Genomic DNA, 21,912 nt, shown 5'->3' with positions numbered 1-21,912 from the left:
CACGATATTGAATGTCTAGACCTTGCATTTCTGTACCGTGATGTGCGACGACAGTGAAGTCAAAGGCCAGATACGCACCTTCTGGTGCCGATTTCGCCCATTCGGCCAGATCGGTGTCACTCCAGAAGGTGCGTTGCCTGAGTGTGGCACTCACCTGACTGGGACAGAGCGGCGTCAGGGCAGCGACTTCCTGAGCCGCACCTGTGCGGCTCAACAGACCCGTGATGAAGGCAAAGGCTATGCTAGACGGACGAAACGTAGACATCTCGCCAAAAGAGCGCAGTGACCGTACTTTTTCAAGTTCTGTCGCTGCGTTCTGCGTTGCCGACGGCACTCAGGCTTTGACTGGAAACTCTTGTTCGGAAAGCAGGCCAGCCTGACCGGGATGCTTCGGATGGGCAGCGTCCACAGCGGCGTAGGCGGCCTGAGCATCGGCGTAGTTGGAGAGATCGGCAGTCGGCTTTAGGCTCAATCCAGGGGCCACCTCTCCCCCACCCAGTTCGGCCAGCGGCGCGGCCAGCACCCGCTGATCAGGACGCAGATTGGGGAATGTCCCAGCAGCGCTCCAGATGCGGAGGCGGGGCGGGTGGAAGTCGCCGTATTCATGCCCCGCCGCCCCGATCAGAGTAGGCAGATCAGCCACCGTTACCGGGCGCGAGGTCACGCTGACATCCACGAACGGCTTCCCCACATCCATTCCCTTAAACCGGATGCTGAGCATGGCATTCAGACCGGGCGAAACCGTGACCCAGCGGTTCAGATACGCCTCTGCGGGCGGGCCGACGTTGATATATTCGGCCCGCTTCCCCGCCAGTTCCAGATCGGTGACGAGTTGGAGGTCAAAGGCGTGTTCCCCAGCCAGATTCGCCAGCTGCTCCGATTCAGGACACCAGTTCAGCGTCAGCGGGTGCTGGGCCGCCAGGGAGAAGCGGGCCAGTTCGGCGGCAGTCGGCAGGTTTTCGGAAATCACTGACTCCAGCGTAAATCACAAGCAACCGTGGAGGCATGGGTCGCATGGCTTACACGCGCTTCTGCTACCCTGAAGGCCAACCTAACGAGCGTTAGTTTCCCCAGTTGCACCAACTGCCGGAGGACGATATGAAGACCAAGAACGAATGGATGAGCAGCGTTTATGGCCCCGCCACGCAGAAATTCCCCGAACGCAAATACAACTTCACCAACCTGTCCGACATGGACCCCGAGCCGATCTATACGGCAGATGACCAGAAGGACTGGGACGCCGAGCGCGATCTGGGCTACCCCGGCGAGTTCCCTTACACGCGCGGCGTGCAGCCCAGCGTGTACCGGGGCAAGCTGTGGACCATGCGGATGTTCGCGGGCTTCGGCAGCGCCGAGCAGACCAACGAGCGTTTTCACGCGCTGCTGAAGGCGGGCCAGACCGGCCTGTCCACCGCCTTTGACCTGCCCACGCTGATGGGCTACGACTCGGACCACCACTTCTCACGCGGCGAGGTGGGCAAGTGCGGGGTGGCCGTGAGTTCACTGGCCGACATGGAGATTCTGTTTCAGGGCATCGACCCGGAAACCGTCACCACGTCCATGACCATCAATAGCCCGGCCAACGCCATCTGGGCCATGTACATCGCCAATGCCCAGAAGCAGGGCAAGGACCTGAACAAGATCGGCGGCACCATTCAGAACGACATTCTCAAGGAATTCATTGCCCAGAAGGAATTTATCTATCCGCCCGCACCCAGCGTCAAACTGGTAATTGACACCTTTGAATGGGGGCCGAAAGTGGTCCCGAAATGGAACTTTATTTCTGTCAGCGGCTACCACATCCGCGAGGCCGGGGCGACGGGGGTGCAGGAGCTGGCCTTCACGCTGGCCGACGGCTTCCATTATGTAGAAAAGGCGTTGGAGCGCGGGCTGGACATTGACGAATTCGCGCCGCGCATCAGCTTTTTCTGGGACATTCACAACGACTTTTTTGAAGAGATTGCCAAGCTCCGCGCCGCCCGCCGAATCTGGGCGCGGCAGATGCGGGACCGTTACGGCGCTAAGAATCCCAAATCGTGGATGCTGCGGACGCACTCACAGACCGCTGGGGTGTCCCTGCCCGCGCAGCAGCCGCTGAACAACATCGCGCGTGTGGCGATTCAGGCGCTGGCCGCCGTGCTGGGCGGCACGCAGAGCCTGCACACCGACGCTTTCGATGAGGCGCTGGCCCTGCCCACCGAGGAAGCGGCCACCATTGCCCTGCGAACCCAGCAGATCATTGCCTACGAAACGGGCGTGGCAGGCGTGGTGGACCCGCTGGCAGGCAGCTACTACGTGGAAAAACTGACCGACGACATAGAGAGTGCGGCGATGGGTTACATCGAGCAGATTCGCATGATGGGCGGTGTGGAAGAGGGCATCGACAACGGCTTCTTCCAGCTTGAAATGGCCGAGGCCGCCTACCGCTACCAGCGTGAGGTGGAGACGAAGAGCCGCATCATCGTGGGCGTCAACGACTTCGTGCAGGACGCCGTGCAGGTGCCGATCCAACTGATCGACCCCGAGGTGGAGCGCGTGCAGGAAGCGCGGCTGGCGCGGGTGCGGCGCGAACGCGATCCGGTACGGGTGGACGCGGCCATTGAGGACCTGCGCCAGAGTGCCGTGACTGGGGCCAACTCCATGCCCGCCTTCCTGGAATGCGCCCACGCCTACGTCACACTGGGCGAGCAGATGGACGTGCTGAAGACCGTTTACGGCGAATACGTGGAACCCGCAGTGGTCTGACGGCTGGCGCAGAGATGGACCGTCGGGGAAACCCTGCGGTCCATTTTTCAGGTCATTCCAACCGTGCCCGCAGGGTTTGAACGCCGTTTAACCATTCGTCCGATTCGGCACTGTCGGCCCACAGGTCCGGCAGTTCGCTATCGGGGCCGAGAACGCGCTCCACGGCGTCGCGGGCCACGTCGCGCAGGGGGGCGAGGTCCAGCGCATCTGCCTCCTGCACCCAGCTTCTCAGGCGGGCGCTGACGATGTTCTGCGTTTCGCTGTCCAACACAGCGGCCAGGATTTCAGCGGCGGCGAGGGTGCGGTGGCCTTCCTCCGCTGCCAGAAAAGCGGTGTCGGGGTCCAGCGCCACGTCAAAGGCTTCGGCCAGGGCGAACGCGCCGTCCTGCACCACTTCATCGGCGAAGGCCGCCCCCGCCTCGTTTTCCATTGGGCCAGTTCCCCAGATGTCCATAAGCAAAGTTTAGCCGTCCCAGAACTCAAGCAACCGACTCAGAACGGCGAATGAGGGAAACGCCAAGCGGGAACAGGGCGGCTTGCAGGGCGGCCACCAGACCACTGTCGCGGGTTTTGAGATGGAGATCGCCCTCATGACAGAGCAAGATTTGACATGGCACCGGGGCTTCATCCTCCAGAAAAAGATCATCCTCGCCCAGCCTCATCCCCATTTCTTGCCGCTCTTGCACGAGGCCCAGCACACTGGAGGTCACCACGTCCTCGGACTGCCATTGCAGCGCTGGGAAATCAGGATGGTCTTCCAGTGCCGATTGGGTCCAGCCGTGCATGACTTCCAGCCGTTCAACGCCATGTGACTTCAATGTGGTGGCGATTGCCGCAACGACAGATGGCCAGACCGATTTACCCAGGGGGACAGGAAAGCTGGTCCACTCCGGCACAGGACCGCTCAGGGACAACGCAAATTGTCTCGCGTCAGCCGCTCATCCGGTGTAGGCGGACTTCCACCCACCTCTACCGCCCGGCGATATTGCGCCTCAGTTCCCACAAAGAACTTCAGACTGGGCGAAGTTTGAATCTCGCAGGTGATGGCCTCCTTCCCTTCTCGCGCAAACGACACGCCCACCTCGCCGCCGCTCACGGACCCGCCCCAAACCAGACCGCCCTTGCCCCAGCCGGTCTGCGGCAAGTCCGTGAATTTACCCCTGGCGTCCACGAATTTATAGACGTCTTGTGCCCAGCCCTGCGGTTGACCGGAGGAGGTCTTAAAAAGACCGTTGCTGGACACCGGAAAAACCCGGTAACCGTCCAGCAGCTTCAGCGAGGGCGCACCCTTGACCTCGTATTCCACCAGCACCCAGCCGCTGTACCCCTGCGGAATCAGAAAGAGGTCTGGCGTGCGCTTCGGAAATACAACGCAGCCCACAAGCAACAGCGGGGCGAGGCCCAGCAGCGCAAATCTACGCACCGACTTTCTCACGTCCGTAATTGTTCGCCACATACGCCTCCAGCAACTCCTGAAATTCCTCGGCAATGCGGGGGCCTTTCAGCGTGGTCAGCAACTTACCGTCCTGATACACCGGGGCGCGCGGGTCTTCCCCGGTGCCGGGCAGGCTGATGCCGATATTGGCGTGCTTGCTCTCGCCGGGGCCGTTGACGATGCAGCCCATCACGGCCACCTGCATCTCCTCCACCCCCGGATATTTGACCTTCCAGTCGGGCATGGTGTCACGGATGTAATCCTGAATCTTCTGCGCCAGCTCCTGAAAGAAGATGGACGTGGTGCGCCCGCAGCCGGGGCAACTGGTCACCTGCGGCGAGAACTGGCGGATGCCCAGGCTTTGCAAGATCTGCTGGGCCACCTCCACCTCCAGCTTGCGCGAGGCACCGGGTTCGGGGGTCAGAGACACGCGGATGGTGTCGCCAATCCCTTCATTCAGCAGCGGCGCGAGGGCCACCGACGAGGACACGATGCCCTTCATGCCCATGCCCGCCTCGGTGAGGCCCAGGTGCAGGGGATAATCGCATTCGGCGGCCAGTTGGCGGTAGACCTGCCACAGCTCGGGCGCGCTGGACACCTTGACCGAGATCAGAATCTTGTCGTGGGCCAGCCCCAGCTTCTCGGCGTAGGTGGCACTTTCCAGCGCGGACACCACCATCGCGTCAATCATCACGTCGGTCCCCGTTTTGGGGCTGCCCTTCGCGGCGTTCTGGTCCATCAATCGCGCCAGCACCTGCTGATCCAGGCTGCCCCAGTTCACGCCAATGCGGACGGGTTTATCAAATTCCTTCGCCACCTCAATCATGGTGGCGAAGTTGGCGTCGTGGTGCTGCCCGGCCCCGACGTTGCCCGGATTGATGCGGTACTTGGCAAGCAGGCGGGCGGTTTCGGGAAACTCGCGCAGCAGGATGTGGCCGTTGTAATGAAAATCGCCGACGATGGGGACGCTCAGGCCCACCTCCTCCAGTCGGGCGACGACTTCGGGAAGGGCAGCGGCGGCCTCACGGGTGTTGACGGTTACGCGCACCAGTTCGCTGCCTGCGCGGGCCAGTTGCGCCACCTGAATGGCGGTGGCCTCGGCGTTGGCCGTGTCGGTGTTGGTCATGCTCTGCACGACAACCGGGTGGGCGCTGCCGATCAGGACGCCTCCCACATTGGCGGTGACGGTCTGGCGGCGGGGATTCATGCCCGTAGTTTACGCGCGAGGGGCTGGGCGGTTCAGGAAGGCGGGTTACGGGTGGAGTGCGCCGCTTCCACCACGCTGAGCAATACCGCGAGGCTCGTCCCACGGATGGCCCTGCAAGTCTGCTGGCCCCGGTGTTCGCAGGTGATTTTTTCTCTCCACGCCCCCAGAGCTTATGCTGAGCATGATCTGGCACCGTCAAAACTGACCGTCACCCCGGCTTCTCCCAGCACTTGTGGCCCGCTGCCCGCCGCCGCGTTTCCTGGCCTCGCCCTTCTCAGCGTCATTCAGGGAGGAACCCCATGAATCAGCCCCTTCGCCACGCCCAGTTTGGAGTGATCAATTCGTATCTGGTGCCGGAGGAAGACGGATTCACGTTGATTGACGCGGGAGTTCCCGGCCTGGAGCGGCATGTTCTGGCGGTGGTGAGGCGCACAGGCAGGGCGCTGCGGCGTGTGGCCCTGACCCACATCCACCCGGATCACATCGGCAGTGTGGACGCGCTGAAACAGGCGTTCCCTGATCTGGAAGTTCTGGTGGGCGAGAACGACGCGGAGGGGCTGGCCCGCAACGGGGTCCGCGCCACGCCTGCGCGGTTGCTGCGCGGCGGCGACAGCGTGGGCAGCTTAAGCGTGCTGGACACGCCCGGACATTCACCAGGGCATCTGGCCTTCTTCGACGAACGCGACGTCACGCTGTATGCGGGCGATACCTTCGTCAACATCCCGAGCCTGCGGGTGGCCAGCGTCGTGAACGCGCTTTTTCCGCTGCCCTCCATCGGCACGGAAGATCTGGCACGGACGGTCAACAGCGCCCGCCTGCTGCTGGATGTTCCCGCCCGTTTTCTGGCGCTGGGGCATGGGCGAGTGCTGCGTGATCCCCTGCCCGCCATGCGCCGCGCCGTGGAACTGGCCGAGAAAAACATCCCGCCCCATCCCCTGCTTCTTCGGCTGGCCGCCACGATCAGCCGCCGCTCTGGTATCCCCGCCGAACTGGCTGACGTGGGGCGCTGGCCCAAAAAATAGGGCAGAGAGGCAAACGCGCCCCTCCACCCCGGCCAGCTTTCTCAGACGCCCAGATATGCCTTGATGATCTCCGGGTCTCCCATCAGTTCCTTGCTCGGCCCTACTTTCACCAGACTGCCCAGTTCAAGCACATAGGTTCGGTCTGTCACCTTCAGCACCTGCCGCACGTTCTGTTCTACCAGCAGCACAGTCAATCCCAGTTCGCGCAGGCTGCCGATCACGCGCATGACCTCGGACACCACCAGCGGGGCCAGCCCCAGCGACGGCTCGTCCATCAACAGCACTTCGGGTTCGCTCATCAGGGCGCGGCCAATCGCCACCATCTGCTGTTCCCCACCGGACAACGCGGCGGCGGGCGAGCGGCGTTTCTCGGTCAGGCGCGGGAAGAAATCGTAGACCTTCTGTAAATTTTCGGCGCGGTTTTTCTTGGTGCGCGGCAGGTACGCGCCCATGATCAGGTTTTCCTCCACGGTCATCTGCCCGAACAACTGGCGGCCCATCGGCACATGCGCCACGCCCATGTCGGTGATGCGGTGCGGCGGCACGGCGTTCAGGCTCTGGCCCCGGTAGGTGGCCGTGCCCGCCCGTGCCTTCAGCATCCCCGACAGCACGCGCAGAATGGTGCTTTTGCCGCTGCCGTTGCCGCCCACCAGCCCCACCAGTTCGCCCTTGTCTACATGTAGAGACACGCCGAACACCACCTGCACCTGCCCGTAGGCGACTTCCAGATTGTCGGCCTCCAGCACGCGTTCGCCGGGAATGTAGCCGATGCGGGCGGGTTGGGGTTGGATGATGGTCATACGAACTCCTTTGGGGAGTCGATGGTCGATGGTTGATAGTTGATGGAAAAGCACTTCTCGCCTGCTCTCCCTCCATCAACCATCAACCGCAGTCCATCAACATCTCTAATCATTGTCGTCTCCCAGATACGCCCGGATCACGTCCGGGTGGGCCGCCACCGCGTGTGGATCGCCCTCGGCCAGCAGCTCGCCGAAGGCCATGCAGATCACATGGTCCGACAGGCTCATGATCACGTGCATGATGTGTTCCACCATCACGATGGCAAGTCCCGACTGCGCCAGCGTGCGGATCAGCGCCACCATTTCCTGCTGGCCCGGCGGGTTCAGGCCCGCGATGCTCTCATCTAAAAACAGCACCCTCGGCTCCAGCGCCAGCACCTTCGCCAGTTCCAGGCGGCGGCGGCGGGCCAGGTTGAGCTGCGAGGCCGGCTGCGTGGCGCGGTCTGCCAGCCCCACACGCTCCAGCACGGCGTAGGCGTGGTCCTCGGCCTTGCTGCCCCGGTACTTCAGGAAGGCGGCCACCAGCACGTTTTCCAACACGCTCAGGTCTTCAAAGGGGCGCTCCACCTGGAAGGTGCGGGCCATCCCCATCTTGGCACGGGCCTGCGGTTGCAGACTGGTGATGTCGCGCCCGTTGTACAGCACGCGGCCACTGGTGGGTTTGACAAATCCAGTCAGCGCATTGAACAGGGTGGTCTTCCCCGCCCCGTTCGGCCCGATCAGCCCCAGAATCTCGCCGGGGCGCACAGCCAGCGAAATGTCCTTGACCGCCACCACGCCGCCGAAGCGCACAGTGATGTTCTCGGCCTGCAAAATCGGCGGGCCGGAGGGAGCATGAACCGGCTGGTCTGGAAGCTTCGTCAGCGAGGGCAGCGTCATCTCGCCGTCCCCAGCTTGCGCCCGGCGCGGTTGAACAGGCCCATGATGCCCTGCGGCGCGAACAGCGTCACCAGCAGGATCAGTACGCCGTAGATCAGCAGGTTGGCGCTGCTGAACACGTTGCGGAAGACCTCTCCAAAGATGCTCAGGACCAGCGCCCCGATCAGCGGTCCCTGGATGGTGGTGCGCCCGCCGATGATGGCCAGCAGCGCGATCTGAATGCTCAGGGGCAATTCCAGAATGGTGTGTGGCTCAAAGGCTTGCAGATAGATGGCGTACAGGCTGCCGCCCAGGGCCATCAGCGCGGCGCTGACCATGAACGCCAGCAGCTTCATGCGGGCCGGATCAATGCCGAGTGCCCGCGCGCCGTCCTCGTCCTCACGCACCGCCTGAAGCGCGTAGCCCATGCGCGAGCGCCGGATCAGATGCGTGATCACCAGGGTCAGCACCACGAAGCCGAAGGCCAGCCAGTATTCGGTCTTGCGGTCAAACAGGTCAAAGCCGAACAGTGTGGGCAACTCGGGCATGAACAGGCCCTCCGCGCCGCCGGTCCACTCGGCGTTGATGGCCACCAGACGGATGACCAGCGCCACGGCGATACTGGACAGCGCGAAATACGAACCCTGAAGCCGGAAGGTCAGCCCGCCCCACACCGCCGCCACCGCCACCGCGATGACCATGCCCACCAGCGCGCCCCACCACGGGGCCAGCGGCGTCGCCAGGAAGGGGGGCAAGCGTTCGGGGGTGGCCAGCAGCGTCATGGTGTAGGCCCCAATGCCCAGCAGCGCGGCGTGGCCCAGGCTGGTCTGCCCGGCCCAGCCGCCCAGAATGTTCCAGCTCATGGCAAATCCGGCGAACAGCAGCGTGGAAATCCCGAAGTTCAGGGTCTTGCCGAACACGAAGGGATAGATGAACATGATGGCGACAAGAATGACGCTGAGCCACACGTTACCGAAGGTCAGGGCGCGGGGGCGGGCAGGAGCAGAGGTGGCGGCAGTCATACCCGTTTCACCGTCTTCCCGAACAGGCCCTCGGGCCGCAGCAGCAGCACCAGCAGGAAGGCGATAAGACCGTAGGCGTCGCGGTAATTGTTGCTGACATAGAAGGCTCCCAGAGACTCGATGATGCCCAGCACCAGCCCGCCCGCAATGGCTCCCGGCAGGTTGCCCAGACCGCCCAGCACGGTCACGATGAACGCCTTGGTCACGTAGTTCTCGCCTACGGTGGGAAAGGTGTACAGCAGCGGCATCAGCAGCACGCCCGCGATGGCGGCGAAGGACACGCCCACGCCGAACACGATGGCCTGGATATTGGAGGTCTTGACCCCCTGCAACTCCGCGCCCAGCGGATTTTGCGCGGTGGCCCGGATGGCGCGGCCCAGTTCGGTGCGGTACAGCACCAGATTCAGCGCCGAGATGGCCACTACTGTTCCCAGCCCGGCAATCAGCAGCGAGACGCTGACCTGCACGCCCGCGAATTTCAGGGTGTTGATGGCGTAGGGCACGTTGATGCTCTGCGGCTGCGCGCCGAAACTCAGCAGCAGCGTGTTGCTGATGATCAGGCCCAGCCCCAGCGTGGCGAGCATGCTGCCCTCGCCCAGTCGGTCACCCAACTTTGAAAGCACCACGCGTTGGATGAAGTAACCCAGGCCAAAGCCCAGCGGTGCGGCCACCAGCAGGCTCAAGTAGGGGTCCAGATTGAACGCCTTGAACAGCGCCAGCGTGATGAACATGCCGATGGCGAGAAAGTCCCCATGAGCGAAATTGATGACGCGCATCACCCCGAAGATCAGGCTCAGGCCGGTGCCGATCAGGGCGTAGAGGCCCCCGGTCAACAGCCCTTGAACCAGGGTTTGAAAAAACGCCGTGACGGCGACTTGATCCATGTAGTTCTCCTTTTGATCTGTGGGAACAGACGGGGGAATTTGTTGGGCGCTGAGGTTGGCCCGGTGGCCCCCTCACCCCCCGCCGCGTTGCGGCTCCGCCCTCTCCCACAAGGGGAGAGGGGATAAAAAACTGCTTACTTCTTTGGAATGACGATCTTGCCTGTCGCCGCGCTGGCGGGGCCGATGGTCACGAACTTGCCCCCTTGAACCTGCGTGATCAGGCCCACGACGCTGTTCTGGTTCTGGTATCCGGCGTAATCGCGGAAGGTGACCGGGCCGAATGCAGTGTTCAGCTTGGTGCTTTCCAGGGCAGTGCGGACTTTTTCGGGGTCCATGCCGCCGCGTTTGATGGCGTCGGCGGCGGCCAGCACCGCCGCGTAACTCTGGGCAGCGTGCTGGGACGGTTCTTCGCCGCCTAGCGCGGCTTTCAGGCGGGTGTTCAGGCTGGCCGCGCCGGGGTATTTCACGTCGGCGTTCCAGACCATCGTGATCAGGAAGTTCTCGGCGGTATTGCCCGCGCCCTTCAGGAAGTCGGGCAGGGCAAACCCGGTGGCGATTCCGGCGATGATTCTGGGAGACAGCCCGGTCTCCCTGACCTGCTTGGCCAGGGCCACGGCATCCTCCTCGTAGCTGGCGAAGATCACCACGTCGGGGTTCTGGCCCTTGTAGCGGTTCAGCAGCGGGCGAAAATCGGTCAGGCCCTTGTCGTAGGTGTCCTTGCTCAGCACCGTGAATCCGGCGGCGGGCAGCAGTTTTGTGGCGTCGGTCAGCACGCTCTTGCCGAAGGCGTCGTTGCTGGTCAGCACCACTGCCGTCTTCATGCCGCCGATCCTTTTCAGCTCGGCGATCAGGCTGCGGGTGTAAACACTGCTCTGGTTGTTGACGCGGAAGGTGTAGGCGTTGCCCGGCTTGGTGATGGTCTCGTCAATGGCCGTGGCAACGAGCAGCGGCACCTTGACCCGCGCCAGATACTGCGACAGCGGCTTGGTAATTCCGCTGCTGTACGCGCCAATCACCACCGGCACCTTCGCATTGACCAGTTTCTCGGCGGCATTCAGCGCCTTGTTGGTGTCGCTGGCGTCGTCTTCCAGCAGCAATTCCAGCTTCTGCCCGTTCACGCCGCCTTTGGCATTCAGCTCGTCAATGGCGACTTTAAAGCCCGCCTGCTGCATGGCCCCGAAGGTGGCGAAGCGCCCTGACAGGCTGGTGACGGCCCCGATCTTGATGGTGCTTTGTGCAGAGGCGACAGACAGGGAAAGCGCGGTCAGGATGGCAAGGGTGTGGGCTGAACGCATAAAGGTGACCTCGGTTTGAGCGTGGAAGATGGCAGGCGAAAACAGTCGATTTCCGAGGTTCAGAGCGTCGCTCATTGCGGTTTAACCCCTCAGTCTGCTTCGCCCCCAGCTCCCCTTAAAGGGAGCCTGGAAACGCGGCGGGTCAGGCAATTCCACAACCCTTGCCTCCCTTCTAAGGAGAGTTGCCCCGAGGGGGCCGACTCGCAGAGCTGCGAAGCAGAGGGGTTAGACCGCAAGCGGCAACCCCTCAAGTCCATCCGGCGATCCCTCTCCCTACTTGCGCTCAAAGGTCAGCGGGCGCGGGATCACCGACTTGGGATACACCGCCACGAAGGCACCCTTCTGCACCTGCTGCGCCACCATTTCCAGCGGGTTCTGGTTCTTGAAGCCGTCGTAATCCTTGAACTGGATGGGGCCAAAGGCGGTCTGGATGCTGATCGTGCCCAGCGCGGCCTTGACCTTCTCGCGGTCCACGCTGCCCGCCTTGTTGATGGCGGCGGCGGCGGTCAGCACGCCCGCGTAAGCCTGCGCCGCGTGGTAGCTGGGATCTTCCCCGCCCAGCGCCTTCTTGAGATCCACGTTCAGTTTCTGGGTCCCGGCGTAGCGCAATTGCGGAATCCAGGCGGTGGCGGTCACGACGTTCTCGGCGGCGGCCCCGCTGTCCTTCACGAAGCTGGGCAGCGCGAATCCGGCTGCGCCCCCGGCAAACAGGCGCGGCTTGACGCCCACCTCGCGCGCCTGACGCATCAGGGCCACGCTGTCCTCGGCGTAGCTGACCATCAGAATGCCGTCCGGGTTCTTGGCCTTGATGCGGTTCAGCACGGGCCGGAAGTCGGTCAGGCCCTTGTCGTAGCGCTGGTCTTCCATCACCGTGATGCCGTATTCCTTGGCGATGCTGTTGGCGGCGTCGGCCACGCTCTTCTCAAACGCGCCCGTCCCGGCGATGATCGCCATGCTCTTGAACTTGTTGGCCTTGAACAGGTCCAGAATCACGCGGGCATAGGCGCTGGCGGGCTGGTTGAGGCGGAAGATGTAGTCGCTGCCGGGCTTGGTGATGTCGTCGCCGCTGGACGTGATGACCAGATTAGGCACCTTCTGGCGGGCCAGGTACTGCGCCTGCGCCTTGACCAGACTGGAGGAATACTCGTTGAGAACGAGCGGCACCCCTGCATTGACCAGGCGCTCGGCGGCGGACAGGCCCTTGTTCACGTCGCTGGCATTGTCCTCGATGATCAGTTCCAGTTTCTTGCCCAGCACGCCGCCCTTCTTGTTGACCTCTGCCACGCCCACCTTGAACCCGGCCAGTTGCATCTTGCCGAACTCGGCGAAACGCCCGGTGACCGAGGTGATCGCGCCCACCTTGATGGTGTCCTGTGCGCTGGCGGCGCTCGCCAGGGTGAGGGCGAGGGTGGCGAGAACGGTCTGTGTCGTGATTTTACGCATGTGAATCTCCTTGTGAAGCCGAGACGGTGTCGGCAGTTGTGGTCAGGGGGCAGAGCTGTGGTGATTGGGGCTGTGGTGGTGGCGGACGCTCTGGCACACGCGGGTCAGGTGATCGCGCATGGCGTTCTCGGCGGCGGGGCCGTCGCGCTGGCGCAGGGCACGTTCGATGGTGCGGTGTTCCTCGTGACTCTGGCGCAGGTGCCACGGCCCGTTGACCATCAGCGGCCCGGCCAGCCGCATCTCGCGGGCCAGCAGCGCGGCGTGGCGGGCCAGCCGGGTATTGCCGCAGGTCTGCGAGACGATCTCGTGAAAGCGGTGATCGAGTTCGCGGAAGCTGCGGGCGTCACCCACTGCCGCCGCACCCTGAGCGTCCAGCACGCCACGCAGGGCCACCAGATCGGTATTGGTCATGCGTTCGGCGGCGTGGCGGGCGGCCAGACCTTCCAGGCTGATCCGCAGTTCGTACAGCTCCAGCACATCGGCCAGCTCCAGCCGCGCGACTTCCACGCCCCGGCGCGACTGCTCCACGGCCAGACCCTCGCCCACCAGCAGCAGAACGGCCTCGCGCACCGGCGAGCGGCTGACGCCCAGTTGGCGGGCCAGCTCCGGCACGCTCAGGCGCGAGCCGGGGGCAAGGTCTCCGGCCAGAATGGCGGAACGAAGCTGATCGCGCACCACGTCCACGACACGGGCGCTGGCAACCGGTTGCAACAGAGGAACAGACCTCCTTTCAGCCGTCAGGTCTGGCCTGAATCTGGCTGGTAAATGAATAGTTTTTGAACATGGAGAGTGTTACATGTAGAAATCTGAAATGCAAGCGAATCCAGGACTTGACCTGCGGCGCAGGCCCATTCAGACTGTCTGAAAGACGATTGACAGCCCACAGGCAACGCTTGCCCAGACGCGGCACGACCTTTCCCAGAACAATTCCGGGAGAGGCCGTGCCGCGCGATTTTTTGGAGAACAGATGACCCAGGATGCCCAACATGACCACACCCCCGCCTACACCGAACGTCTGGGCGCAGCCAGGGGCGAAACCGTGCGCGTGCGAATGCGGACCACCCTGCCCGTGGAATCCGTGAAACTGCGCTACGTGCAGGTGGGCGAGATTGAGATGACCGACGCCCACGAGATCGCGGGCATGACGGGCGACTCGCAGAGCTGCCAGGCAGAGGGCCGCTGGTTTGAGGCCGAGTTGCCCATTCACGACGCCCGGATGCGCTACGCCTGGCAACTGAACCTGCCCGATGACCACCTGAACCTGACCGCGCTGGGCCTGCACCACACCCGCCGGGGTTTTCGCAACTGGTTTCAGTATCTGGCCGGGTACGTGGCCCCCGAATGGGCCTGGAAATGCGTCTTCTACCAGATCTTCCCGGACCGCTTCCGCAACGGCGATCCGGGGAACGACGTGCAGACGGGAGAATATCTTTACGCCGGGCGCGAGGTGGAGCATGTGCCGTGGGACCATCCGGTAGACGCCTGGGGCGACATTCACGGCCATTACGGCGGTGACCTGAACGGCGTCACGCAGGCGCTGCCCTATCTGAGCGATCTGGGCATCAACGCGCTGTGGCTGACCCCCATTTTTGTCTCGCCCAGCAACCACCGTTACGACATCACCGATTACCGCCGGGTTGACCCTCACCTGGGAGGAGACGCGGCCTGGGATGAACTGGTGGCAGCGACAGATGGAGCGGGCGTCCGCATCGTACTGGACGGCGTCTTTAACCATGTGGGAAATGAGAACGCGTTGTTTCAGGCGGCTCTGGAGAATGAGGCCGCGCCGCAACGTTCGCTGTTCACCTGGCGCGACGAGGCGGGCAAGACGCCATATCACGCGTTCATGGACGTGCCGACGCTGCCCAAGATCGACTACCGCAACGAGTACGCCGCCCAGGAATTTCTGGACGGCGAGAGCAGTGTGGTGCGCCACTGGCTGCGACGCGGCGCTTCCGGCTGGCGGCTGGACGTGGCCCACATGATCGGCGCGGGCGGCACCGATGAAGACAACCTGCCCCTGCACCGCGCCCTCAAGCGGGCGGCCCGCGAGGAACGGGGCGACGCCTACGTGTTCGGCGAACGCTTCTACGATCCCGAACACGCGCTGGACGGCACGGGCGAGGACGCCAGCATGAATTACCACGGCTTTGGCCTACCCGTGGCGCAGTGGATCGCGGGCGCGACATACTTCGGCGAACCCAGCCGCCTGGACGGCACCGAACTGGTGGACATCCTCTGGGACGCCTACCACGCGCTGCCGCCGCAGGTGGCCCTGAGCATGTTCAATCTGCTGGAATCCCACGACATCGGGCGAGTCATGTACCGGGTGGGCAATGACCGCACCAAGTTTCTGGCCGCCTACACGCTGCTGATGGGGTATGCGGGCGTGCCGTGTACCTACTACGGCTCAGAGGTGGGCGTAACCCAGAGCCGCCCCGGAAACATGCCGTGGTGCCGTGAGCCGATGCCCTGGGACGAGGAAAAATGGGACATGGAACTGCGCGGCAGGGTGCGGGCGCTGATCCATCTGCGCCGCCAGACCCGTGTTTTGCAGGAAGGATCGCTGACTTTCCTTCACGCCGAGGCCGACGCCATCGCCTTTCTGCGCGAATACACGCATGGGGACGGGCGTGTTGAGCGGGCTGTGGTGATTGCCAGTCGCCTGGGGGAAACGCACGCCGTCAGCCTGACTCTGCCTGCGGGTGAGTGGCGGGACGCGGTGAACGGCGAGGTGTTGGCGGGCGGCGAAGCTACCCTGAACGCGGCGGGCGGGCGGATTCTGCTTCAGGGCTGAGATTCTGGAGCCACCGCTGCGCCTCACGCGGGGAGCGCAGACGGATCACAGTAAGGTTCGGATATTCGGCGGCCAGCACAGGCGTTTCCTGCCGCCGTCGCCAGTGCGTCTTGAAAATCCAGCGCAGAGGGGCGTCAGGTTCCAAAACTCCCCGCCATGTTTCGCGGTTGCCGTTCCACAACTCCTGTTTGCCCGCCACGCGCTTTACAGTGCGCGTCAGCACCCTCCAGAACACCAACTGGCCGGGGTAATCCAGCCAGATCAACGTGTCGGCCCGCGCCCAGCCGATGTCCCGCGCCTTGCCGTAATTGCCGTCCATCACCCAGCCGGGCTGCGCGGTGAAGGCGTCTACTGCCGCGCGGAACTGCTCAAGCGGCGCTTGCTGCCAGTCCGCGAGGTGGTTCCAGGCATCCTGCTCCCCGTGTGGCAGTCCCAGCCGCGTGGCAATGGCCCGCGCCAGGGTGGTCTTGCCGCTGCCCGTGGTGCCGATGACGATGATTCGCTGCATGGTTTCCTATTTCGCCCAGAGTACTGTCCCATTCACATCTGCCGAATTGCCTAGCCTCTGCGCTATGCTGCCCCAACATGTCACACGCACCAGATTCGGCGCTGTATACGCAGTGGATAGAGTTGCTCGGCTGGCTGGAAGCCGGAGCGGCGGCGCGCGGCTTGACCTTTGAGAAGGTGGCCGACTTCCCCGATTACATCTACCGCATGGAACGCCCGTATGAACTGCCCACCACGGTCATGAGCGCCAGTGTGGGTGTGGCCGGGCAACCGCTGATCGTGGCGGCAGTCAGCCCGCGCCATGTTGACCTGAAAGGCGTCAGCCTGCGCCTGATGGGCGGCAGCAAGCACTGGCACCTGCACGCCGGGCAAAGTGGTTTGTTGGAAGGAAAACGGCCCTTCACCCAGGAACGGCTGGAGACATTAATGGACGGGGCTTTGAGGGGCGTGGCCTGAAGCGAATCGTTGAGATAGCGAATGCCCCCTCCACACACAAACGGAGGGGGCATTCGCGTTCCCAGAAGGTTCAGACGCTCTTGAAACCCTCAAACGGTTCCTTACACGAATCGCACACGTACAGACGCTTGCACAGCGTGGGGCCAAAGCTGCCCGTCATCCGCACGTCAAAGCTGGCGCAACGGGGGCAACGGGTAGCGTCGGCCTGCAACTGAATCAGGCCGTCCTCGGCGGGGGCGGGCGGGGCAATGCCGTACTGGCGCAGGCGTTCGCGGGCGTCTTCCTTGATCCAGTCGGTGGTCCAGGGGGGCGTCAGGGTACTTTTGACCTCCACCGCCGAGGCTCCCAGATCGCGCACCGCCTGCCCGATGCTGTCGCGGATGACGTGCAGGGCCGGGCAGCCGCTGAACGTAGGCGTGAAGGTGACCGTGACCGCGCCATCCTCACCGATCTGCACATCGCGCACCATGCCCATGTCGGTCACGGACACCACTGGGATTTCGGGGTCTGGCACGGTATCCAGCACGGCCCAGATGGCTTGCGGGGTCAGTTGGGGTTGAATTGCGGTCATGTCGGCTCCTTCAGGATTGGGCGCTTACCAGTACGGGGTATCGGGGTGGGCGCGGTACACGCGCTGCATCTCGTCCAGCAGCGGCGCAAGGTATTCGGTGTGCATGTCGCGTCCGGGTTGCCCGGCTCCACCGGGAGGAAGAATCAGGCCGCACTGGACGGTCAGATGCGGAACGATCAAGCCTTCCCAGCGGGTCTTAACGGCGTTCAGATAAGGCAGCAGTCCAGCTTCTATCAACCCGTCTTCACCCTCAACTGGCTGCCACAACTGGCCGACATAAGGCCACAGGGCATTTAATGCGTCCTGCGTGCGCTTCATGCTTTCGGGTGTTCCCAGGGCCAGCCGCTCCACCCAGAGGGCCGTGTGCTGAAGATGGAAGCGCTCCTCACGGAAAGCCTTGTTCGCCACCTCGGACAGCGGTTCGTAAGTGCTTTTGCGGGCCGCGTCCAGCCACAGCGCCTCATAGGCGTCGTAGAGGTACTGGCGCAGCATGGTAAACGCCCAGTCGCCTTTAGGCAGTTCCACGAAACGGGCAGAGGTGAATTCATCTGCGCTGCGGGTGAAGGCCAGGGCGTCGGCGTCGCTGCCGTCCAGCGCGCGGCGCAGCTCCAGATACAGCCCAGCGTGGCCCAGCTCGTCCTGCGCGATATTTGCCAGAGCGATGTCCTCTTCCAGAATGGGAGCGTGTCCAGTCCACTCGCCGCCGCGCTGGGCCAGGATAATCTCGTCGTCGGCCAGCGCGGTCAGTTTGCGGATCAGGGCGGCCTGCTGGACAGCGGAAAGGATTGTGGCGGACGCGGTCATTTCTGTACCTCGGATTTCTGGACCTCGTGTGTTTTTAATTCTTCGGGTGTGGCGTCGTGTGGGTGGTTATAAACCTTGTGGTCCCCCGCGTGCGGCTCCTCGGTGGCGCGGCGGGGCATACGGCCCTCGCGCTTCAGCTCTCCGACGTGCTTGCCGATCACACCGTAATACTGCTGCTGCTTGTAGGTCTTGTCCTTGGCCGGGGCAAACCAGCTTTCCACCGTACCGGGATCGTCGTCGGTGCGGGCAATGGACGAATCAGGGAAAACCAGCCACGCCAGCGCCTCCGCGTGCTGTTCCCGTGCCTGCCGGAGGGCGTCGCCGGGGCCAGTGGCCTCAACAGGCTCCACCAGATCCACAAACGTCATGCTGCGCTTGTGGGTCTTTTTGATCCCCACATGGTAGGTGTCGGCCTCGCCAGGGGTGTCCAGCACTTCCGGGTGCGTGCCGACTTCTTCCGGCGTGGCGTTCAGGATGTCGTCTTCGCGCACGGCCCACAAGCTGACGGCAGCGGGGCGGCGCACGAACACGTTGCGGGCGGTCAGCAGGGCGTGATCGGGATCGCCCGCATGGACACTGCCCACCGCCTGATAGGGGCGCTTCTCGTTGTCCTGCTTGAAGATTTCCCAGCGGGGCCACTGGGTATCGGGTTGAGGCTGGGTCATGAATTTCCTTTGGAGGAACAAGGGGGGAGCTGGCGGTTTAACCCCTCTCCTGCTGAGCTGTGCCAGTCCGCCCCTGCGGGGCACCTCCCCTTAGAAGGGAGGCAAGAGTCGCGGAATTGCCCGGCCAGCCGCGCTCCTTGTCTCCCTTTTAAGGGGAGCTGGCAGCGAAGCTGACTGAGGGGTTGGCTTTCAGTCCGCAGCCACGGCCCGCTGACGATCCGTATACGCCTGCAAGGCTTCGCGCACCCATGCGCCGTCGTCGTGGGCGGCCTGACGGGTGGCGAGGCGTTCCGCGCCCAGACCACGTTCGCCCTTGATCACGGCCCAGAACTCGGTCCAGTCAATCGGGCCGTGCTTCCAGTTGCCCTGCTCGTCCTGATGCAGATCGGGGTCAGGGATGGTCAGCCCAGCTTCCAGCAGTTCGGGGGCGTGTTCGTTGATGAACTCCTGCCTCACCTCGTCGTTGGTCTTGAGCTTCACGCCCCACTTGCTCATGATTCCGGTGTTGGGGCTGTCAGCGTCGTGCGGCCCCAGCATCATCAGGGCGGGCCACCACCAGCGGTTCAGGGCGTCCTGAGCCATCTCGCGCTGGGCGGGGGTGCCCACGGCGTAGGCCACGATCATTTCCTTGCCCTGCTTGTGGTGGAAGGTCTCCTCGCTGCAAATGCGGACCATCGCGCGGCTGTAGGGGCCGTAGCTTGCGCCCGCCAGCATGGTCTGGTTTTTAATCGCTGCGCCGTCCACCAGCCAGCCGATCATGCCCACGTCGGCCCAACTCGTGGTGGGGTAATTGAAGATGGAGCTGTACTTGGCGCGGCGCGTCAGCAGGGCGTCAATCATGCCCTCGCGGGTTGCGCCCAGGGTTTCGGCAGCGTGGTAGAGGTACTGCCCATGCCCGGCCTCGTCCTGCACCTTCGCCATCAGGATGGTCTTGCGCTTCAGCGTCGGCGCGCTGGCAATCCACTCGCCTTCGGGGAGCATGCCCACCACTTCGCTATGCGCGTGCTGCGAGATCATGCGGATCAGTTGGCGGCGGTACTCGGCGGGCATCCAGTCGCCAGCCTCAATCTTCTCGCCGCGCTCAATGCGGGCCTCAAAAGCGGCGTGCTGCTCGGCTGTTTCGTCGGGGGCAATGTGGCTGTTGGGCTGGGTCATAGGAAGTTCCTCCTGAGATATCCCTATTCTACCTAACGAGCGTTAGGTTGGGGGTGAGGTCTATGAATGCTGGACGCAAAGCGTTCTTCAACTGCCACCATTAAAGCTCTGGAAACCACGTGTGAGACGTAAAATTCAGCCTTAGCCTCTGAGAACGCTGATACACCCCGTCTTTATGTTCAAGCCTCGCGGGTTGCCAACTCCCGCATAGCCGAAAGCAATTCGCCCGCCGCCTGTTGGTCTGGAGCGTTTTCAAAGGTCTGAGACAGCAGTGTCAGCCCTTCCTCGGCCTGGGCGTGGGCGTAATCCTGGGCATAGGCCACGCTGCCGCTTTCCAGCAGCCAGCGGTGAATGTCGGCGATGGTCTGCAAGTCCTTGTCGGGGCGGTTCAGCCCCATCTGCTTCAGGAACGCCTGACGCTGGGCACCCGGCGCGGTTCGCAGCCAGTGCAGCACGATCATGGTGCGCTTGCCTTCCAGCAGATCGCCGCCGATTTCCTTGCCGTATTTAGCCGCGTCCCCTTCCAGATTCAGCACATCATCCCGGATTTGAAAGGCCGCGCCGAGGGCCAGCCCTGCCGGAGTGAACTGCTCGGAAGGCGCGACGCCTGCCGCCAGCGCCCCCAGCCGCAGGGGGATGACCACCGTGTAATAGGCCGTTTTCTGGCGCACCATTTCCAGATAGTCCTCTTCCACGAGGTCCCAGCGGCGGCCCTCCACCCAGCACAGGTCCAGATGCTGACCCTTGGCAGTGTGGTGAATCATGCTCAGGAACTCGTCCATACCGCCCAGCACGTTGGCCTTATGGACGGCGGCCCACATGTACGCGTGCAGGGCGTCCCCGGCGTTGATCGCCAGCGGAATGCCGTGCAGGCGGTGCAGGGCGGGCTGGCCCCGGCGTTCTTCCGAGTCGTCCTCGATGTCGTCGTGGATCAACACCCAGTTCTGGAACAGTTCCAGCGCGGCGGCCAGCCACAGGGCGGCCTCCCACTGTGGGGTGTTCTTGACCACACCATGTGCGCGGGCGCTGGCGAGGAGCAACTCGCTACGAATGCCCTTGCCGCCGCGTTTGGGATAGTCGCGCAGCATGTCGTAATAGGCTTGGTATTCGGGGCGCGTGCCGTGTTCGGGCAGCAGAGAAAGAACGCGGGACAGCAGATCAGGACGCATTGAGCGCAAGTCTAACGGCCCGGACCATGAAGAGAACCGTATCGCGACAAACAGACAACCGGAGTATTTAGCGAGCAAGATTACATTATGAAGATCACCCGAAAAGCTGTGGCTCTCGTTCTGCTGGCAGGAGCATTGGCCGTGGGGCTGGCCGCCTGTGCCCCCACCGCCACCACTGTGCCCGTGCCAGACGCGAAGGCCACCACCGGATTGCGTCCGGCCCTGAGTGGGGAGCGGAAATACCTGGACCTTCCCGGCTTCGGGCAGGTGGCCTACTACGTGGATACGCGTGGGGAAGGCCGTCCTCTGGTCCTGACGCCCAGCGTCAACGCCGCCGCCAGTGCCTATGAGATGAAACCTGTGTGGGACGCCTACGTGGGAACCCGCCCGGTCTACGCGCTGGAGTGGCCCGGCTTCGGCAGCAGCGCCCGCCCGGACACCCAGTACACCAAAGAGCTGATGACCCGCTCGCTGAATGCGCTGGTAGAACTGATCGGTACGGATGTGGACGTGGTGGGCCTCAGCCTGGGGGGGGAATTCGACGCCCGCGCCGCCCTGAGCGAGCCGCGCATTCGCAGTCTGGCGCTGATCAGCCCCAGCGGTCTGGGCAAACCGCGTGGCGGCACGCAGGAAGCCAATGCGGAGGACGGCGGCAAGAAGCTGTATGACCGCCTGAACTCGGTCAGCACGCCGCTGTACGCCGCCCTGCGAATCAAACCCAGCATCGAATACTTCCTGAGTCGCTCGTTCCGGGGGCCGGTGGACAGCGGGCTGGTGGATTACGGAATGGACACCAGCCGTCAGCCAGGGGCGAAATACGCTCCGGTGTACTTCATCAGCGGGCAACTGTTCACGGATGACGCTTACGGGGAGTTGTACAGCAAGCTGACCATTCCCGTCATCGTCCTCTATGACCAGGACGGCTTCGTGAGCTTCGAGCGCCTGCAACAGTTCACCCAGCAGGAAGGCGTGAAAGCCGTGCGAATCCAAGATACCGATGGCCTGCCCCAGTTCGAGAAGATGCCCGAAGTTAAGGCGGCGCTGGACACATTCTGGGCCGCGCAGAAGTAATGCCGG

General features: G+C 63.5%; 25 protein-coding genes. 5 read left to right on the top strand and 20 right to left on the bottom strand.

Annotation, left to right across the window (positions count from 1 at the left end):
* Together Q319_RS28160 and Q319_RS0105135 are read right to left on the bottom strand one after the other, a co-directional pair.
* Positions 1–265 (bottom strand): hypothetical protein (locus Q319_RS28160; protein ID WP_211252328.1); only part of this gene is annotated, 265 nt, incomplete at its 3' end.
* 69 nt (positions 266–334) lie between these two features.
* On the bottom strand, positions 335–970 hold the full coding sequence (locus tag Q319_RS0105135) for a hypothetical protein (RefSeq protein ID WP_051655123.1): 636 nt from the start codon (positions 968–970) through the stop codon (positions 335–337).
* 128 nt (positions 971–1,098) lie between these two features.
* Here Q319_RS0105135 and Q319_RS0105130 point away from each other — a divergent pair, with 128 nt between their 5' ends.
* Entirely contained in the window at positions 1,099–2,745 is a 1,647-nt protein-coding gene (locus Q319_RS0105130) for a methylmalonyl-CoA mutase family protein (RefSeq protein ID WP_029480970.1), read from the top strand.
* Positions 2,746–2,797: 52 nt separating this feature from the next.
* Here the strand turns inward: Q319_RS0105130 and Q319_RS0105125 are convergent, their stop codons facing one another.
* Genes Q319_RS0105125 through ispG form a run of 4 tightly spaced genes read right to left on the bottom strand, consistent with a single transcriptional unit; the run spans position 2,798 to position 5,387 of the window.
* Complete coding sequence (locus Q319_RS0105125; RefSeq protein ID WP_029480969.1) at positions 2,798–3,199, bottom strand: DUF4259 domain-containing protein; 402 nt, start codon at positions 3,197–3,199, stop codon at positions 2,798–2,800.
* Between the two features lie 25 nt (positions 3,200–3,224).
* Complete coding sequence (locus tag Q319_RS26860) at positions 3,225–3,641, bottom strand: hypothetical protein (RefSeq protein WP_156039176.1); 417 nt, start codon at positions 3,639–3,641, stop codon at positions 3,225–3,227.
* 8 nt (positions 3,642–3,649) lie between these two features.
* On the bottom strand, positions 3,650–4,180 hold the full coding sequence (locus tag Q319_RS25350; protein ID WP_051655122.1) for a DUF6843 domain-containing protein: 531 nt from the start codon (positions 4,178–4,180) through the stop codon (positions 3,650–3,652).
* Entirely contained in the window at positions 4,161–5,387 is a 1,227-nt protein-coding gene (gene ispG, locus Q319_RS0105110; protein WP_029480966.1) for a flavodoxin-dependent (E)-4-hydroxy-3-methylbut-2-enyl-diphosphate synthase, read from the bottom strand. Before ispG ends, Q319_RS25350 begins: the two co-directional genes overlap by 20 nt.
* Positions 5,388–5,686: 299 nt before the next feature.
* Here ispG and Q319_RS0105105 point away from each other — a divergent pair, with 299 nt between their 5' ends.
* Complete coding sequence (locus Q319_RS0105105) at positions 5,687–6,409, top strand: MBL fold metallo-hydrolase (RefSeq protein ID WP_051655121.1); 723 nt, start codon at positions 5,687–5,689, stop codon at positions 6,407–6,409.
* Between the two features lie 41 nt (positions 6,410–6,450).
* On the opposite strand, the gene Q319_RS0105100 is transcribed toward Q319_RS0105105, so the two are convergent.
* The 8 genes from Q319_RS0105100 to Q319_RS26855 form a co-directional block, all read right to left on the bottom strand.
* On the bottom strand, positions 6,451–7,209 hold the full coding sequence (locus Q319_RS0105100) for an ABC transporter ATP-binding protein (protein ID WP_051655120.1): 759 nt from the start codon (positions 7,207–7,209) through the stop codon (positions 6,451–6,453).
* A gap of 105 nt (positions 7,210–7,314) precedes the next feature.
* Positions 7,315–8,088: an ABC transporter ATP-binding protein gene (locus Q319_RS0105095; protein ID WP_051655119.1), complete on the bottom strand. Its 774-nt coding sequence runs from the start codon at positions 8,086–8,088 to the stop codon at positions 7,315–7,317.
* Entirely contained in the window at positions 8,085–9,089 is a 1,005-nt protein-coding gene (locus tag Q319_RS0105090) for a branched-chain amino acid ABC transporter permease (RefSeq protein WP_029480961.1), read from the bottom strand. Before Q319_RS0105090 ends, Q319_RS0105095 begins: the two co-directional genes overlap by 4 nt.
* Positions 9,086–9,973: a branched-chain amino acid ABC transporter permease gene (locus tag Q319_RS0105085; RefSeq protein WP_029480960.1), complete on the bottom strand. Its 888-nt coding sequence runs from the start codon at positions 9,971–9,973 to the stop codon at positions 9,086–9,088. The genes Q319_RS0105090 and Q319_RS0105085 overlap by 4 nt, the downstream gene beginning before the upstream one ends.
* 134 nt (positions 9,974–10,107) lie before the next feature.
* On the bottom strand, positions 10,108–11,343 hold the full coding sequence (locus tag Q319_RS0105080) for an ABC transporter substrate-binding protein (protein ID WP_245618986.1): 1,236 nt from the start codon (positions 11,341–11,343) through the stop codon (positions 10,108–10,110).
* Positions 11,344–11,541: 198 nt separating this feature from the next.
* The gene (locus Q319_RS0105075) at positions 11,542–12,711 is read right to left on the bottom strand and encodes an ABC transporter substrate-binding protein (RefSeq protein ID WP_029480957.1); all 1,170 of its coding nucleotides are present in this window, start codon (positions 12,709–12,711) and stop codon (positions 11,542–11,544) included.
* Between the two features lie 42 nt (positions 12,712–12,753).
* Positions 12,754–13,422: a GntR family transcriptional regulator gene (locus tag Q319_RS0105070; protein WP_245618984.1), complete on the bottom strand. Its 669-nt coding sequence runs from the start codon at positions 13,420–13,422 to the stop codon at positions 12,754–12,756.
* A gap of 19 nt (positions 13,423–13,441) precedes the next feature.
* Entirely contained in the window at positions 13,442–13,699 is a 258-nt protein-coding gene (locus Q319_RS26855) for a hypothetical protein (protein ID WP_156039175.1), read from the bottom strand.
* On the opposite strand from Q319_RS26855, the gene Q319_RS0105065 reads away from it, so the two are divergent.
* The gene (locus tag Q319_RS0105065; RefSeq protein WP_029480953.1) at positions 13,679–15,508 is read left to right on the top strand and encodes an alpha-amylase family glycosyl hydrolase; all 1,830 of its coding nucleotides are present in this window, start codon (positions 13,679–13,681) and stop codon (positions 15,506–15,508) included. The genes Q319_RS26855 and Q319_RS0105065 overlap by 21 nt on opposite strands.
* Here Q319_RS0105065 and Q319_RS0105060 read toward each other — a convergent pair.
* Complete coding sequence (locus tag Q319_RS0105060; protein ID WP_034413864.1) at positions 15,465–16,016, bottom strand: AAA family ATPase; 552 nt, start codon at positions 16,014–16,016, stop codon at positions 15,465–15,467. The genes Q319_RS0105065 and Q319_RS0105060 overlap by 44 nt on opposite strands.
* Before the next feature lie 77 nt (positions 16,017–16,093).
* On the opposite strand from Q319_RS0105060, the gene Q319_RS0105055 reads away from it, so the two are divergent.
* Positions 16,094–16,471 (top strand): NADH-quinone oxidoreductase subunit 15, encoded by a 378-nt coding sequence (locus tag Q319_RS0105055; RefSeq protein ID WP_029480949.1) that lies wholly within the window; start codon positions 16,094–16,096, stop codon positions 16,469–16,471.
* Positions 16,472–16,541: 70 nt separating this feature from the next.
* Here Q319_RS0105055 and paaD read toward each other — a convergent pair whose 3' ends face one another.
* The 5 genes from paaD to Q319_RS0105030 form a co-directional block, all read right to left on the bottom strand.
* Entirely contained in the window at positions 16,542–17,042 is a 501-nt protein-coding gene (paaD, locus tag Q319_RS0105050) for a 1,2-phenylacetyl-CoA epoxidase subunit PaaD (RefSeq protein ID WP_029480947.1), read from the bottom strand.
* Positions 17,043–17,066: 24 nt separating this feature from the next.
* On the bottom strand, positions 17,067–17,846 hold the full coding sequence (paaC, locus tag Q319_RS0105045) for a 1,2-phenylacetyl-CoA epoxidase subunit PaaC (protein WP_029480946.1): 780 nt from the start codon (positions 17,844–17,846) through the stop codon (positions 17,067–17,069).
* Positions 17,843–18,511: a phenylacetic acid degradation protein gene (locus Q319_RS0105040; RefSeq protein ID WP_051655117.1), complete on the bottom strand. Its 669-nt coding sequence runs from the start codon at positions 18,509–18,511 to the stop codon at positions 17,843–17,845. Before Q319_RS0105040 ends, paaC begins: the two co-directional genes overlap by 4 nt.
* Before the next feature lie 189 nt (positions 18,512–18,700).
* The gene (paaA, locus tag Q319_RS0105035) at positions 18,701–19,666 is read right to left on the bottom strand and encodes a 1,2-phenylacetyl-CoA epoxidase subunit PaaA (RefSeq protein WP_029480943.1); all 966 of its coding nucleotides are present in this window, start codon (positions 19,664–19,666) and stop codon (positions 18,701–18,703) included.
* Positions 19,667–19,845: 179 nt separating this feature from the next.
* Positions 19,846–20,835, bottom strand: a complete 990-nt coding sequence (locus Q319_RS0105030; RefSeq protein ID WP_029480942.1) for a polyprenyl synthetase family protein — start codon at positions 20,833–20,835, stop codon at positions 19,846–19,848.
* Between the two features lie 87 nt (positions 20,836–20,922).
* Between Q319_RS0105030 and Q319_RS0105025 the strand changes: the two genes are divergently transcribed.
* A complete protein-coding gene (locus Q319_RS0105025) occupies positions 20,923–21,906 on the top strand; it encodes an alpha/beta fold hydrolase (RefSeq protein ID WP_034413824.1) in 984 nt (327 codons plus the stop codon).
* The last annotated feature ends 6 nt before the right edge of the window (positions 21,907–21,912 follow it).

Origin of the sequence: Deinococcus marmoris DSM 12784, from assembly GCF_000701405.1 — a bacterium.
Classification (GTDB): Bacteria; Deinococcota; Deinococci; order Deinococcales; family Deinococcaceae; genus Deinococcus; species Deinococcus marmoris.
This window is presented reverse-complemented; position numbering and strand designations above follow the sequence as displayed.